13 protein-coding genes and 1 pseudogene are annotated in these 15,952 nt (G+C 34.4%); 9 read left to right on the top strand and 5 right to left on the bottom strand.

All coding sequences use genetic code 11. The annotated features are described in order from the left end of the window. Window positions 1-34 precede the first annotated feature (34 nt). Window positions 35-209: pseudogene (locus HMPREF3267_RS12885) on the top strand (IS5/IS1182 family transposase); the annotation flags it as partial. Between the two features lie 186 nt (window positions 210-395). On the opposite strand, the gene pepT reads toward HMPREF3267_RS12885, so the two are convergent. From pepT to HMPREF3267_RS09265, 4 genes are all read right to left on the bottom strand, one after another. Further along, a complete protein-coding gene (gene pepT / locus HMPREF3267_RS09250; protein ID WP_062078661.1) occupies window positions 396-1,625 on the bottom strand; it encodes a peptidase T in 1,230 nt (409 codons plus the stop codon). Between the two features lie 14 nt (window positions 1,626-1,639). Continuing rightward, a complete protein-coding gene (locus tag HMPREF3267_RS09255) occupies window positions 1,640-2,134 on the bottom strand; it encodes a threonine/serine exporter family protein (protein ID WP_002459724.1) in 495 nt (164 codons plus the stop codon). 16 nt (window positions 2,135-2,150) lie between these two features. Further along, window positions 2,151-2,912 carry a threonine/serine exporter family protein gene (locus tag HMPREF3267_RS09260; protein ID WP_002459723.1) on the bottom strand — a complete coding sequence of 254 codons (762 nt, stop codon included), beginning with the start codon at window positions 2,910-2,912 and terminating at the stop codon, window positions 2,151-2,153. Between the two features lie 254 nt (window positions 2,913-3,166). Continuing rightward, window positions 3,167-4,240, bottom strand: a complete 1,074-nt coding sequence (locus HMPREF3267_RS09265; RefSeq protein ID WP_002459722.1) for a GGDEF domain-containing protein GdpS — start codon at window positions 4,238-4,240, stop codon at window positions 3,167-3,169. Window positions 4,241-4,559: 319 nt separating this feature from the next. On the opposite strand from HMPREF3267_RS09265, the gene HMPREF3267_RS09270 reads away from it, so the two are divergent. Beyond that, window positions 4,560-5,618, top strand: coding sequence for a glycosyltransferase family 4 protein (locus HMPREF3267_RS09270; protein WP_037543144.1), 1,059 nt, complete (start codon window positions 4,560-4,562; stop codon window positions 5,616-5,618). Window positions 5,619-5,670: 52 nt separating this feature from the next. On the opposite strand, the gene HMPREF3267_RS09275 is transcribed toward HMPREF3267_RS09270, so the two are convergent. Then, entirely contained in the window at window positions 5,671-6,312 is a 642-nt protein-coding gene (locus HMPREF3267_RS09275; RefSeq protein ID WP_062078663.1) for a YigZ family protein, read from the bottom strand. A 396-nt stretch (window positions 6,313-6,708) separates the two neighbouring features. Here HMPREF3267_RS09275 and fakB1 point away from each other — a divergent pair, with 396 nt between their 5' ends. The 7 genes from fakB1 (at window position 6,709) to prfB (ending at window position 15,857) form a co-directional block, all read left to right on the top strand. Beyond that, entirely contained in the window at window positions 6,709-7,575 is an 867-nt protein-coding gene (gene fakB1 / locus HMPREF3267_RS09280) for a fatty acid kinase binding subunit FakB1 (RefSeq protein ID WP_002459719.1), read from the top strand. Between the two features lie 62 nt (window positions 7,576-7,637). Then, window positions 7,638-8,963 carry a DNA/RNA helicase gene (locus tag HMPREF3267_RS09285; protein WP_062078665.1) on the top strand — a complete coding sequence of 442 codons (1,326 nt, stop codon included), beginning with the start codon at window positions 7,638-7,640 and terminating at the stop codon, window positions 8,961-8,963. Then, on the top strand, window positions 8,926-9,600 hold the full coding sequence (locus HMPREF3267_RS09290; RefSeq protein WP_062078667.1) for a ComF family protein: 675 nt from the start codon (window positions 8,926-8,928) through the stop codon (window positions 9,598-9,600). The genes HMPREF3267_RS09285 and HMPREF3267_RS09290 overlap by 38 nt, the downstream gene beginning before the upstream one ends. Window positions 9,601-9,658: 58 nt before the next feature. Next, window positions 9,659-10,231: a ribosome hibernation-promoting factor, HPF/YfiA family gene (gene hpf, locus HMPREF3267_RS09295; protein ID WP_002479342.1), complete on the top strand. Its 573-nt coding sequence runs from the start codon at window positions 9,659-9,661 to the stop codon at window positions 10,229-10,231. A gap of 416 nt (window positions 10,232-10,647) precedes the next feature. Next, on the top strand, window positions 10,648-11,427 hold the full coding sequence (locus HMPREF3267_RS09300; protein WP_037544770.1) for a peptidoglycan recognition protein family protein: 780 nt from the start codon (window positions 10,648-10,650) through the stop codon (window positions 11,425-11,427). A gap of 541 nt (window positions 11,428-11,968) precedes the next feature. Then, entirely contained in the window at window positions 11,969-14,500 is a 2,532-nt protein-coding gene (secA, locus tag HMPREF3267_RS09305) for a preprotein translocase subunit SecA (RefSeq protein WP_002459714.1), read from the top strand. A 237-nt stretch (window positions 14,501-14,737) separates the two neighbouring features. Next, window positions 14,738-15,857 (top strand): peptide chain release factor 2 gene (prfB, locus tag HMPREF3267_RS09310; RefSeq protein ID WP_096032083.1). Its coding sequence is split into 2 segments (ribosomal slippage): window positions 14,738-14,809 and window positions 14,811-15,857, totalling 1,119 coding nucleotides; the frame shifts between segments, so codons are not numbered across the junction. Window positions 15,858-15,952: the final 95 nt, after the last annotated feature.

A 15,952-nucleotide genomic window follows, 5' to 3' on the forward strand; every position in this document is an offset into this window, starting at 1 on the left:
TAAACTTTACTAAACTAAATGAACGAGGTGCCTTATCTATAAAGATTATAACATGACTCAACTTACACTATACACTACCAATGGAAACTTCAATACTTATTCCTACAAATAATATTTCTCGATATGTATAAACAATCCCAGATAATGAGTTCAATCATCATCGTGGTGCAACATCATATCATCCAAAAATGATAACAAGCTGTATATTATCTAATACATAAGCGAAAAGACCATTTCTATCAAATAATTTTAATAGAAATGGTCTTTTTTACATTGCTTAAGAACTTAATGGCCCAGGCCTTCCTGTCAATTACTGCCAGTATATCGTTCATAGCCTAAAACATAATGATGTCCCAGATTCGATTTTCTTATAATTGCAATTTTGTTAGCACGTATTATTTGTTATAATGTGTGACTTCTTCGACTATGCCTAACACTACTTGTACTGCTTTTTCCATAACGTCTATAGATGCAAACTCAAATGGACCATGGAAATTACCGCATCCAGTGAAGATATTAGGTGTTGGAAGGCCCATAAATGATAATTGTGAACCGTCTGTACCACCACGAATAGGAGCAGTGTTTGGCGTTATTCCTAAATCACTAAACACTTTTTTAGGAATATCAATCACATGAGGTAAAGGTTTAATTTTTTCTGCCATATTGTAATACTGATCTTCGATATCTACTTTGACTGGGAAATCTTCATAATGCGCATTTATATTATCTCGAATTTCAAGTAATTTCTTCTTGCGTAATTCAAAGTTTTTGCGATCATGATCACGAATAATATACTGAAGGGTTGCTTTTTCTACATTGCCATTAAAATGCATTAAATGGTAAAAACCTTCGTAATTTTCTGTGCGTTCTGGCACCTCTTGAGGAGGCAATAAGCTATTAAATTGTTGGCCGAGCAAAATCGCATTAACCATGACATTTTTTGCAGAACCAGGGTGAACATTTACGCCATGGCAGGTAATCGTTGCTTCCGCTGCATTAAAACTTTCAAATTGCAACTCGCCATATTGACTGCCATCCATTGTATATGCAAAATCAGCATTAAAGCGTGCAACATCAAAATGGTGAGGGCCTTTACCAATTTCTTCATCAGGAGTAAAAGCGATACGAATACGGCCATGCTTAATTTCAGGATGGTCTACTAAATATGTTACAGCTTCCATGATTTCAACCACACCGGCTTTATCATCAGCCCCAAGTAATGATGTGCCATCAGTAATCATCAATGTGTGTCCTTCTAAGCCTTGTAATTCAGGAAATACCTCTGGATCAAGCACTCGAGATGTTTGGCCTAATTTAATCGGTTGACCATCAAATGATGAGATAATTTGAGGTTTGACATGACTGGCATTAAAATCAGGAGATGTATCTACATGGGCCAAGAAGCCAACTGTAGGCACATCATGCGCAATGTTACTCTCGATAGTAGCGAAAAGATAACCGTTATCGTCGAGTTCAGTTGCTAGACCTAAAGCATCAAGCTCGCTTTGTAAAAGATTTAATAAATCCCATTGTTTAGCTGTAGAGGGTGTAGTTTGTGAGTTTGGATCTGATTGTGTATCTATTTTGACATATCTTGTTAATCTATCAATAATTTGTGCTTTCATCGTTATTCAACCCCTTAAACTCTATTGTTCATATTATAAGATTTTTTATAAGATTTCCCTTTAATTTTCCCAAAAAACTGTTTGATTCGCGTATAAAGATAATATAAAATTTCGGCAACAAGAATACCAAAGGCAATCGCGCCAGAAATAAGTGTCACTTCTAAAAATGTATTTACAGCATGTGTGTAATCATTTGATACTAAGAAACGGGTTGCTTCATATGCAGCACCACCAGGGACAAGTGGAATAATTCCAGGAACAATAAAAATAATGACCGGACGTTTGTATCGTCTACTCATAACGTGACTTAGCAATCCTAAAATAAGGCTCCCAGAAAATGCAGCACCTACTTTACCTAAATCTAAATCAACGGTGTATTGATAAATCGTCCAAGCAACAGCGCCTACGAAACCACATGCCACGAGTAATCTTTTAGGTGCATTGAAAATAATTGAGAAAAGCACTGTAGAAATAAAACTAATTGTAAAATGAAATAAATAAAATAGCATTTATAAACAGCCTTTCTTAGAATAGTAATAAAACAATTGCGACACCAGCACCAATGGCAAACGCAGTTAAAGCGGCTTCTACACCACGAGACATACCAGCTAGCAACTCTCCTGCCATCAAATCACGAATCGCGTTACATATTAAAATCCCAGGTACTAAAGGCATCACGCTGGCAATAGTAATAATGTTTTGATTTGTTGCAATGCCCATCTTAGTGAAAAACACTGCAATACTAATTACCACAGCTGAAGCTACAAATTCTGAGAAAAATTTAATTTGTATATAGCGCTGAACAAAGCTAAATGTTAAAAATGCAGCACCCCCAGCCAATATTGCGATCCAGCAGTCTGATGCTACACCACCAAACATAAATAAGAAAAATCCACATGCAATGGCTGCCGCTAAGAAATTAGTTAGAAATGAAAATTGCAATGACGCTTGACGTAGATGAATTAATTCGTTTTTGGCTTCATCGATTGTCAACTGATTATTGGCAATTTTTCTACTAAGACTGTTGGTTAATGCAATTTTTTCTAAATCGGTAGTTCTTTCTCTAATCCTAATGAGCCGTGTACTTGTGCGATCATTTAGTGAAAAAATAATCGCGGTTGAGGTCACAAAACTATATGTATCATGTAAACCATAGCTATGCGCAATTCTATTCATCGTATCTTCAACACGGTAAGTTTCTGCACCAGCTTCAAGTAAAATTCGACCTGCAATTAAAACCACATCAATCACTTTATTTTCATCTATAATAGTGATTGAATCAGACATAACGCGACACCTCCATGGTGGAATAAAAATATATAGTCATAAAAAAATTTAACGTTGCCTTTTTTGTACATCTATGTTGTTCAACGTACAAGTTATATAACTTCTATATTGCACTATTATAATAGAAGTTTTAACTAAAATGAATAATGAGTCAAGATAAACTTAAAATCATGAGCTATTCATACAAAAAACACTATCATTCAGATACTGTCTTGTACAGAATGATAGTGTAATACGGAAAGTGATATTGTACTTTATAATTTGATAATTGGATTAAACATAACTTGATTTCGTCCTTCATTTTTAGCCACATGTACCATATCATCAGCATCTTTAAATACTTTTCGTTGGGATTTGTGATCATCTTTAGTTAAATAACCTACACCAATGGACACTGATAATTTAATAACTTCTTTATTTGGTAAATGAAATGATGATTTTTCTACACCTAGACGGATATTTTCAGCAAGTTTAACGCTTTGGTCTAAGGAATAATCGCGTATAACTACAGAAAACTCTTCGCCACCATTTCTAAAAATTTTAAATTTCTTAGGTACATAATTCTTTAATAATTGGGACATTTGCTTTAATACAGCATCGCCTGATTTATGTGAATACGAATCATTGACGTCTTTAAATCCATCTATATCAATTAATAACAATGCAAGGCTTTCGTGATGTTCTTCAGCTTGTTGAGAAATATGATTAAGATGACGGTCAAATTCTTTAACGTTACCTAAACCAGTTAAATAATCATATTTATCTTCATTTTCGTAGCGATTGACAAGTGAAAAGAAACGCCAAATATCTACGAACGTTACTGCTGAAGCAATAGTTAAGACAAATGATACAGGTATCAATATAATTAATTCTTTAATGTCATATATCGGGCTGAAAATTGATAAAATAGCTAAAATAATGATACTAATTAAATTTAAGATGAGTAGTGACACGATATCATTTTGTTTTAAAAATGGACCAATTGCACTTACAATGCCTGCTATGACAAGTAATGTCACACCATATAATATTGAATTCCCATAGGCAAAGATATCAACCAATGCGACAATTGTGGCTGCAGCAAGGGTATAAGGCATATGGGTATAACGTCCTAAAAACAACAATGGTACAAACGTTAAATGTACTAAAAATTCATCGTTATATGATGGGATTGGATAAGCAGCTAATAATAGTGCAACAAGGGTCATTAAAACTGTAACATAGCCTTTAGAGAAAGTTACCCGTTTATTCTCAGAATATTGTAATCTGTGGAATAAATAGATACCTGCAACCATGACAGAAATATTATAAATGATTGCTTCCAACATGTATTTACCGACTCCTTTATTTCTCCACTAGTAATTGTAAGTGAAAACTTACAATTTGTCATTAACTCTGGAAAGAAATTTATGCTAAATTACAGTCTTTCATGTTAAAATAAAATTTTCCATGGTATGATAAGAAAAAACATTTTCTTCTTATTTATTATACTGTATAGACAACATGTGTTAACATACTCCACAATTATATAGTGTATTTATGTCACAGTGCGTATTGAGAACCTTTATGACTGATGATATTGACGTCTTAACAAATAAAAAATATAAGGCGCTAAAAATAAGAAATATATCTATTGAAGGTGAACGGATGCTTACATTATTGCTCATAGTGATTACGATGTTGATTAGTTTAATGATTACACCAATCGTTATCGCTATTTCTAAAAAGCTCAATATTGTTGATAAACCGAACTTTAGAAAAGTTCATACTCAACCAGTTTCGGTTCTTGGTGGCACCGTGATACTTTTCTCTTTCCTTATTGGGATTTGGATTAGTCATCCTATGGAAAGAGAAATAAAACCCTTAATCATAGGTGCTTTTATTATGTACGTAGTAGGACTTATTGATGACATATGTGATTTAAAACCACTACTTAAACTTTTGGGGCAAGTCATCGCAGCGAGTGTGATTGTGTTCTATGGCATTACGATTGACTTTATTTCGTTTCCAATGGGACCAACTATTCATTTTGGGTTTTTAAGTATTCCAATTACAATCATTTGGATTGTAGCCATTACAAATGCAATTAATCTTATTGATGGTTTAGACGGTTTAGCGTCAGGTGTTTCTATCATTGCTTTGTTAACAATAGCATTTATTGCTATTTTGCAAGGGAATATCTTTATAACAATGATTTGTAGTGTATTAATTGGTTCACTGCTAGGCTTTTTATTCTTTAATTTTCATCCAGCAAAGATTTTTCTGGGCGATAGTGGTGCATTAATGATTGGTTTTATTATTGGCTTTGTTTCGTTACTAGGCTTTAAAAATATTACGTTTATTTCATTATTTTTCCCGATTATTATACTTGCAGTTCCATTTATCGATACTTTATTTGCGATGATACGTCGTGTGAAGAAAGGGCAACATATTATGCAAGCAGATAAGTCACATTTACATCATAAATTGTTGGCTTTGGGTTATTCACATAGACAAACGGTGTTATTGATTTATTCAATTGCCATTTTATTCAGTCTATCAAGTATCATTTTGTACTTATCACAACCATTAGGTGTTGTCTTGATGTTTATCTTGATTTTAATTACGATTGAGATGATTGTTGAATTTACCGGATTAATTGATGATAATTATCGACCTTTATTAAAGTTAATTGCCAAGAAGAACCATCACCATGAACATAAATAAAAAATAAGCTATTCAGCCTGATATATAATATTGTTTCAGGCTGAGTAGCTTTTTAATTTGTAGAAATATCGAAAGGTAACTTTTTCGTTTTTTCAGTAGTTAATGTGTAATTGCCAGCAGTATGTTGATTTAAAAATGCGATGAAAGCATCATAGTCGTCTGCGATTACATCTATATGATAACGGACTTTATCAAGGTAAGTAGTATCGCGAAGCATATAGGATGTTGATGCTAACTCATATTCGAATTTACCAGTTAAATCGTAAGCAACTGTTACAATAACGGGAATGGCATCGCGTAATTCTACACGTCCTACCGCAAAAATAACATCACGCACGGCACCACTATATGCACGTATCAAACCGCCACCACCAAGTTTAATGCCTCCAAAATAGCGCGTCACAACTACACAAACATTATGAACATCGAGTTTTTTCAAAATATCCAACATCGGCACACCAGCTGTACCAGTAGGCTCTCCATCATCATTTGCTTTTTGAATATTCATGTGTGCTCCCACTGTATAGGCAGAACAATGATGTGTTGCATCTTTATGACGCTGCTTGATATCGGCAATAAATTGTTTAGCCTCATCTTCACTATGTACTGGTTTAATATGGGCGATAAATCTAGATTTGTGTATGACATTTTCAATAATATGTTCTTTTTTTATTGTAATAATGGGTTCGCTCATTAAAATTGATTCCCCCTATAGCGTATCGATTAATTTAACTATACAGCATGATATCAAAACAATAAAGCACTGTTTTAATCTGCTTAAAAATTTATCTTGTGTGTCATATGTCATGTGTGACGAATGATGATATTGCAAATTGTGATTTATTTTTTAAGAAGAGCAGGGAGCGGGACAGAATTCATTATGAATTCGTAGGCCCGCCCCGGCAAGGTTGACTAGGATTGAAAAAAGCTGGTATACGCGTATTTTCAATCCAGTCAACTACTGCCAATATAGAGCTCAGAACCTAAAATTTAATTATGTGCCAGACTCGTTGTTAAAGAGGGGATAGTTGTTTGCTTTTAAGTTAAATTATTTTATAATGAGAATTAAGTATAATTGAGGAGGACTACTATGAAGATTGCTGTAATGACTGATTCTACAAGCTATCTCTCACAAGAGTTACTAGATAAATACCAAATTCCAGTTGCACCTCTTAGTGTCATCTTTGACGACGGAGAAACATTTGTTGAATCAAATGATGTTGACATGGAACAGTTTTACCATAAAATGCTATCATCGAAAACACCACCAACTACAAGTCAACCTGCTATTGGAGAGTGGATTCAACGCTATGAAGCACTGCGAGATCAAGGTTACACAGATATCATTGTTATATGTTTATCAAGCGGTATCAGCGGTAGCTACCAATCTGCAACACAAGCTGGAGAAATGGTCGAAGGCGTTAATGTGCATTCATTTGATAGCAAATTAGCTGCAATGATGGAAGGATCATATGTGTTACATGCAATAAACTTAGTGGACAAAGGTTTTTCACCTGACGACATTATTCAAGAATTAAGCGCAATTCGTGAACATACAACTGCGTATTTATTTGTAGATGATTTGAAAAACCTACAAAAAAGTGGCCGTATTACCGGTGCACAAGCTTGGGTTGGTACGATGTTGAAGATGAAACCTGTATTACGCTTTGAAGATGGGAAAATAGTACCGGAAGAAAAAGTGCGTACTAAGAAAAGAGCTTATAAGTCATTAGAAGAGAATATTATGCGCATTGCTAGTGAGCTTGATGAAGTGACGATATTTGTGATAAATGGAGATAAAATTGAAGAAGGTAAGGCATTTTACCGAGAATTGAAAGAAAAGTATCCGGAATCCTATAATATTCATTATTCCGAATTTGGACCAGTTGTTGCTACACATCTTGGTTCAGGCGGGTTAGGATTAGGGTGTTTTGGCAAAAAGATTTCTATAGAATAATGCATTTCGAGGGAGGCATGAATCAACAATGATTCATGTCTTTTTTTATACATTAAAAAGAGGTGACTAGAATCATACGCTATGGTCAATTAATACCTGCATCTGATGTTCAAAATAATGAGCCAGTAGCATCGAAACAAAAAGGAATTTACACCGATAACAAAGGAATAGTATGTCTGCAATGTGGCAATAGAGATATGCTACATTTTCATAAATATATAAGTAATCATCAGGAAGAGATTGTTTATTGCCGTAACTGTCTTCAATTGGGAAGAGTAGATAATATGACTGATTATGTATTAATAGAATCGAAGAGAAATAAGACTACCGCTTCGTACACATTGCCATTTAATTTGTCTGATCAACAATGTTATGCCAGTAACAAAATGATTTATGCTATACAGAACCACCAAAAATTATTACTCTATGCAGTAACGGGTGCTGGTAAGACGGAAATGATGTTTCCTGGTATTCAGTATGCCAGACACAAGGGGTACAATGTTGCTATTGTATCTCCAAGAGTAGATGTTGTTTTAGAAATTAGTCAGCGTATCCTGGATGCTTTTCAAGGTGAACAGATTGATGTATTGCATCAGCAATCGAGACAACAATTTAACGGTCATTTTGTCATTGCAACGATTCATCAGTTGTATCGTTTTAAAAATCATTTTGACCTTATTTTTGTTGACGAAGTAGATGCTTTTCCATTAGCTATGGAATCATCATTATTTATTGCAATTCAGATGGCAGCCTGTAGACAAGCTTCAATTATTTATATGACTGCGACGCCACCTAAAGCGTTATTAGCGCAATTTAATCATGAACAAATCATATATTTACCAGCTAGATTTCATCGACATCCACTTCCTGTACCACGCTTTAAATATTTTAAGTTGAAGTGCAATCGACAACAACAAACTTTAGTGCGCATTTTGCAAAATCAACTAAATAAACGACGAATAACTTTAGTGTTTTTTCATCATATAGAAACGATGTTAGCTGCCTATCATCGATATCAAGCTGTTTTGTTGTCACTCACCTACGTATATAGTGAAGATGTCTTACGTTTTGAAAAGGTTGAAGCGCTCAGACAAGGACACTACGAAATTGTTTTTACGACAACAATTTTAGAAAGAGGCTTCACAATGGCACATTTAGATGTCATTGTTATTGATGCACAAACATTTAGCAAGGCAGCATTGATACAGATTGCTGGTCGAGTTGGGAGAAAAGCACATGCACCTGATGGCATGGTATTGTATTTACATCAAGGTGTAAGTTTAAGCATGATTGCTGCTAGACGTGAGGTGCAATCTATGAATCGTTTGGCAAGAGAAAAAGGGTGGTTAGATGAGAAGATGCCTCCAATGTCTTCAACCCATCCATGAACCATTAACGGCTATAAATATATACAAGCCGCCTAAACTTATATGTTCACAATGTGAAAGTTTGTGGCAAGCTTGTCGTATTAAAGACAAAAAACAACGTTGTTCGAGATGTCTAAATCAATGTGGTCATTCAACGCAACAGTGTTTAGACTGTCAGTTTTTAGCAAATCGATTTCAATTAATGACGCAGCTATATTGTGATTATCAGTACACAGGAATTATCAAAGCGCTCATCCATCAATACAAATTTATGAAAGATCACTATTTAGCGCAAGTGTTGGCATATCAACTGAAGCTACCTCAAATTAAATATGACTACGTTGTGCCAATTCCGTCCCCGAAAGTAAGAGATGATGCAAGAACCTTTAACCCTGTAACTACAGTGTTAGCTTATAAAGGTATTCAATATATTAATCTTTTAGCTACGGATTTGCGTCCTAAGCAATCGAAATTATCAAAAATAGAGCGTGCTGAAGCATCTAATCCATTTTATATTTCTTTAGATATCGACTTGACAAATAAAGAAATATTACTCGTAGATGATATTTATACTACTGGATTAACCATACATCATGCGGGGTGTAAATTGTTAGAAAATAAAGTCAGAAAATTCAGTGTGTATACGTTTGCACGGTAGTCCGAACGTGGTATGATATAAGTAAGAATTACCAATAGAGGTTAAAGGAGAGATTACTATGATTAGATTTGAAATTCATGGAGATAACCTCACTATTACAGATGCAATCCGCAACTATATTGAGGACAAAATTGGTAAATTAGAACGCTATTTTAATAACGTTCCAAATGCAGTAGCACATGTTAAAGTTAAAACGTATGCTAATTCTGCAACTAAAATTGAAGTAACAATTCCACTCAAAAATGTCACACTTAGAGCGGAGGAACGACACGATGATTTGTATGCAGCTATTGACTTAGTTAATGACAAATTAGAGCGTCAAGTACGTAAATATAAAACACGTGTCAACAGAAAAAATCGAGATCATGGGGATCAAGAAGTATTCGTGGCAGAAGTAGCTGAAGCTACTCCAGAACCATCTGAATTAGAAGTCGAAACAAATGATAGCGACATTGAAATTATTCGTTCTAAACACTTCAGCTTAAAACCTATGGATTCTGAAGAAGCTGTATTACAAATGAATTTGCTAGGACATGATTTCTTTGTGTTTGCTGATAGAGAAACAGAAGGAACAAGTATTGTATACCGACGCAAAGACGGTAAATATGGTTTAATCGAAACAACAGAATAAAAATTTTGAGTCATTGTGCTTATAGCCATAATGTCTTGAGTGATTTTCTAGAGAATGGGACAGAAATATCATTTGCAAAAAATAATTTCATTGTCCCTCACTGGCAAGGCTGACTAAGATTGAAAGAAGCTTGATACAAGCATATTTTCAATACAGTTAGCCACTGCCAATATTTTAAAATATATTTGGATAATGAAAAGAGTAGCTGAACAAGCTACTCTTTTTTTATTAAATATTTTTTAAAAGATAATTGTTAAGAAACATATTTTTTTAAAAAAACTTAACAAGATACACAAATATTTCACTTTTGATGAAAATAACCACTTGATTTTAATTTGTTATTAGATTAATAATATAAGTGTAATTATTAAATATTAATTTTAATAATTAAAACAATATCAAAGGAGTGTGATTTTATGTCAAAAATGTTAGTTCTTTTTTCTACATGTATTCTTTTAATGTCGATGTCGTTAATTTTTATGCCTGTTAGTCATGCGCAAGGTTTATCCTCTAAGCAAGCAACGTTGTATCAGCAGAATCCAAAAGATACTAATACCCAAGCTTCAGGAAAACTGAATAATTCGAAAGAAACAAAAGCAAATGATACAGCAACCTTATTTGCAAACTCTAAAGTCAATCAATATATTATCGACAATCACCTTGAGCATTCGCCAGTAGTAAAAGATCCACGTATGGATACACTTCCTAAATTAGAATATAAAAACGGCACTTACATGGGTGTTGTTATTCACGAAGTGGGCGAAGACAATCGTCCTTTACAAGTATGGGTAGATCGCATGTATGAAACTTATACTAGAGCATTTGTACACGCATTCGTTGATAATAACGAAATACATCTTACTGCACCTGCAGAATATTATGTGTGGGGAGCTGGTCCTAAAGCTAATCCATACTTTTATCAAATCGAATTAGTAAGAATGTATAATTTTGAAGACTTTGCAAAATCAGTTAATAATCAAGCTTGGCTTGCAGCCTATATGTTAAAGCAAAATGGAATTACGCCAACACTTGCTGATGATAACGCTGGTAAAGGTTCTGTCATTAGCCACAATGCAGTAGGTAAATATTGGGGCGGTACAGATCACGTAGATCCAATCGAATACTATGGAAGATGGGGATACGATATGCATCAAATGTTTGATTTAATTAAATACTACTATGATAATATGGCGTAAATTAAAAATGCTTTAATACATGTAGTAGCAAGACTAGGAATCTGTTATTTAGATTCCTAGTCTTGTTCGCGTGTTTTTTACAAACTTTAATAATCCCATTATCAACATTGAGGTTCATGATTAAGAATTTGTACATACTTTAGTTTTTAAGAAGCAAATGTTTAATCAATGGACACATATCTTAGGTTATGCTAATGTAATTTGACGATTCTAAAATTGTATTATTTCATCTTCAGTTTCTCAAAGTACGTTTTTAAAATACGCTTTTATTAATATATTCGAAAATTATTTATTTATGACGAGAAAAAGTTGTTTCTATCGTGTTAAAATAAATATGTTGTCGATTTGCAGGGCAATCAATAGCCCAAATGGAATCACGCATCAACTTAGTAGTAGCACGCATGAGTTTTTCGGTGAAAGAAATGATTAGAGAAGACATTGAGAGACGCGTAGTATGAGTAATATAAGTATAAATTTAATGGTATAAATGATAAGATAAATTGTTGTAGGCCAAACAGTTTTAGCTAAAGGAGCGAACAAAATGGGATTTTTATCAAAAATTGTTGACGGCAATAAAAAAGAAATAAAACGATTAGAAAAACTAGCTGATAAAGTACTTGCATTAGAGGAAAATATCGCTATTTTAACGGATGAAGAGATTCGTAATAAGACAAAAAAATATCAAGAAGAACTTAAAGAGATAGATGATGTTAAGAAACAAAATGATTATCTAGATAAAATATTACCTGAAGCATATGCATTAGTACGTGAAGGATCTAAACGTGTGTTCAACATGATTCCATTCAAAGTACAAGTGATGGGTGGTATCGCTATTCACAAAGGCGATATCGCAGAGATGAGAACAGGTGAAGGTAAAACATTAACAGCTACAATGCCAACATACCTCAATGCCCTTGCTGGCCGAGGTGTTCATGTTATTACAGTCAATGAGTATTTATCAAGTGTACAAAGCGAAGAAATGGCCCAATTATACAATTTCCTTGGGTTGTCTGTAGGCTTGAATTTAAATAGTAAAACAACAGCAGAAAAAAGAGAAGCATATTTACAAGACATCACATATAGTACAAATAATGAATTAGGATTCGATTATTTGCGTGATAATATGGTGAATTATGCCGAAGAACGTGTTATGCGTCCACTGCATTTTGCTATTATTGATGAAGTCGACTCTATTTTAATCGACGAAGCGCGTACACCATTAATTATTTCTGGGGAAGCTGAGAAATCAACATCACTTTATACGCAAGCCAATGTTTTTGCTAAAATGTTAAAAGCCGAAGACGATTATAAATATGATGAAAAGACAAAAGCTGTACATTTAACAGAACAAGGTGCAGATAAAGCGGAACGCATGTTCAAAATTGAAAACCTATATGATGTCCAAAATGTTGATGTCATCAGTCATATTAATACTGCCTTAAGAGCACATGTTTCATTGCAACGCGATAAAGACTATATGGTGGTTGATGGGGAAGTGCTCATTGTTGACCAATTTACAGGACGTACGATGCCAGGACGTCGTTTTTCTGAAGGATTACACCAAGCGATAGAAGCTAAAGAAGGCGTTCAAATTCAAAATGAATCTAAGACAATGGCTTCCATTACTTTCCAAAACTATTTTAGAATGTACAATAAATTAGCAGGCATGACTGGTACAGCAAAAACTGAAGAAGAAGAATTCCGTAATATTTATAATATGACGGTTACGCAAATTCCTACGAACAAACCGGTACAACGTACAGATAAAGCAGATTTAATTTATATTAGTCAAAAAGGTAAATTTGATGCTGTTATTGAAGATGTAGTAGAGAAACATAAAAAAGGTCAGCCTGTACTGTTAGGTACAGTTGCTGTAGAAACCAGTGAGTATATCTCAGCCTTGTTGAAAAAACGCGGTGTGAGACATGATGTTTTAAATGCAAAGAATCACGAGCGCGAAGCAGATATTGTTGCTAAAGCTGGACAAAAAGGTGCTGTAACAATTGCGACAAACATGGCCGGACGTGGTACCGACATTAAACTTGGTGAAGGTGTCGAAGAATTAGGCGGCTTAGCTGTTATAGGTACGGAACGTCATGAATCACGTCGTATTGATGACCAATTACGTGGCCGTTCTGGTCGACAAGGTGATAGAGGTGATAGCCGCTTCTATTTATCACTGCAAGATGAGTTGATGATTCGTTTTGGTTCTGAGCGCTTACAAAAAATGATGGGGCGTTTAGGCATGGATGATTCAACACCGATTGAATCAAGAATGGTCTCTCGGGCAGTAGAATCTGCGCAAAAACGTGTTGAAGGTAATAACTTTGATGCCCGTAAACGTATTCTTGAGTATGATGAAGTATTGCGTAAACAGCGTGAAATTATCTATAATGAACGTAATAATATTATTGATAGTGATAATAGTTCAGAGCTTGTTACTGCCATGTTGAAATCAACTTTACAACGCGCAGTTAATTATTACATTAATGAAGAAGATGAAGCATTAGATTATAATCCATTCATCAATTATGTTAACGATGTCTTTTTACAAGAAGGTAGCTTAACAGTTGAAGAAATAAAAGGTAAAGATTCCGAAGATATTTATAATATTGTCTGGGGTAAAATCGAACAAGCATATGATGCTCAAAAAGAAACTATTGGCACACAGATGCCAGAATTTGAGCGTATGATTTTGCTCCGATCTATTGATACACACTGGACAGATCACATTGATACTATGGATCAATTGCGTCAAGGAATCCATTTGCGCTCATATGCACAACAAAATCCATTGCGTGATTATCAAAATGAAGGTCATGAATTGTTTGATATTATGATGCAAAATATTGAAGAAGACACTTCAAAATTCATTTTGAAATCTGTTGTGCAAGTAGAAGAAAATATTGAGCGAGAAAAAACAACTGACTTTGGTAAAGCGCAACATGTTTCTGCCGAAGATGGTAAAGAAAAAGTGAAACCACAACCTATCGTAAAAGGTGAGCAAGTAGGTAGAAATGATCCATGTCCATGTGGTAGTGGCAAAAAATATAAAAACTGTCATGGTAAATAATGTGCTTGACGGTAATTGAATTAAATTCTCAATACTTAAACGAAGCGTGACCATAAATGTTATGCTTAATCCGTTTTGAGCCTTTTTGGAGTAGGATATTGAAGTTACACAAAGACTTCTATCCTGCTCTTTTTATGGATTAGATTAATCATCAATCATAATACAATCGTGACAAAATATAATCATATATGTATCATAAAGAAGACAGAAGATATCATCGTTATAGGAGAGATAAGCATGGAACTTTCAGAAATCAAACGTCGTATAGAGGCGTATCAAGATAGTTTAACTCAAATTAGGGGGTCTCTTTGACTTAGAAAATAAAGAGACAAATATTCAAGAATATGAAGAAATGATGACCGAGCCTAATTTTTGGGACGATCAAAATAAAGCGCAAGATATTATTGATAAAAATAACGCTTTGAAAGCAATAACTATGGGCTATCATGACTTAGACAATGAAGTTGAGGACATGTTTGCCACGACCGAGTTATTACAAGAAGAGTATGATGAGGATATGAAGGCTGAGTTGGAAATGGATGTCTTGGCCTTTAACGATAAATTAGATCAATTTGAATTACAGCTGTTATTAGATGGTCCACATGATGCTAATAATGCGATACTAGAATTACATCCAGGCGCTGGAGGTACAGAATCTCAAGATTGGGCGAGTATGTTACTCCGTATGTACCAGCGTTATTGTGAACAAAATGGATTTAAAGTTGAAACGGTAGATTATTTACCTGGTGATGAAGCAGGTATTAAAAGTGTGACGTTACTTGTCAAAGGACATAATGCGTATGGTTATTTAAAAGCTGAAAAAGGTGTTCATCGCTTGGTTCGTATTTCACCGTTTGATGCATCAGGACGTCGTCATACATCTTTCGCGTCATGTGATGTGATACCTGATTTTAATAATAATGAGATAGAAATTGAAATTAACCCTGATGATATTACGGTTGATACTTTTAGAGCATCGGGCGCTGGTGGACAACATATTAATAAAACTGAATCAGCTATTCGAATTACCCATCATCCGACTGGCATAGTTGTCAACAACCAAAATGAACGATCACAAATTAAAAATCGTGAAGCCGCAATGAAAATGTTAAAATCCAAACTATATCAGTTGAAGTTAGAAGAACAAGCGCAGGAAATGGCGGAAATCCGTGGTGAACAAAAAGAAATAGGTTGGGGCAGTCAAATACGCTCTTATGTATTTCATCCATATTCAATGGTTAAAGATCATCGGACGAATGAAGAAACTGGGAAAGTAGATGCCGTGATGGATGGAGATATTGGGCCATTTATAGAAGCTTACTTAAGACAGCAAATGGATCAGTCATACTCGTCATAATGATTATTAGAACACGCATGGGACATCATTATGTTCTAGGCTATAAACGATATATTGTCACTAGTTGACTGGATTGAAAATACGCTGATACCAAG

The sequence above is a fragment of the Staphylococcus sp. HMSC62D11 genome, from assembly GCF_001839145.1.
Taxonomy (GTDB): domain Bacteria; phylum Bacillota; class Bacilli; order Staphylococcales; family Staphylococcaceae; genus Staphylococcus; species Staphylococcus lugdunensis.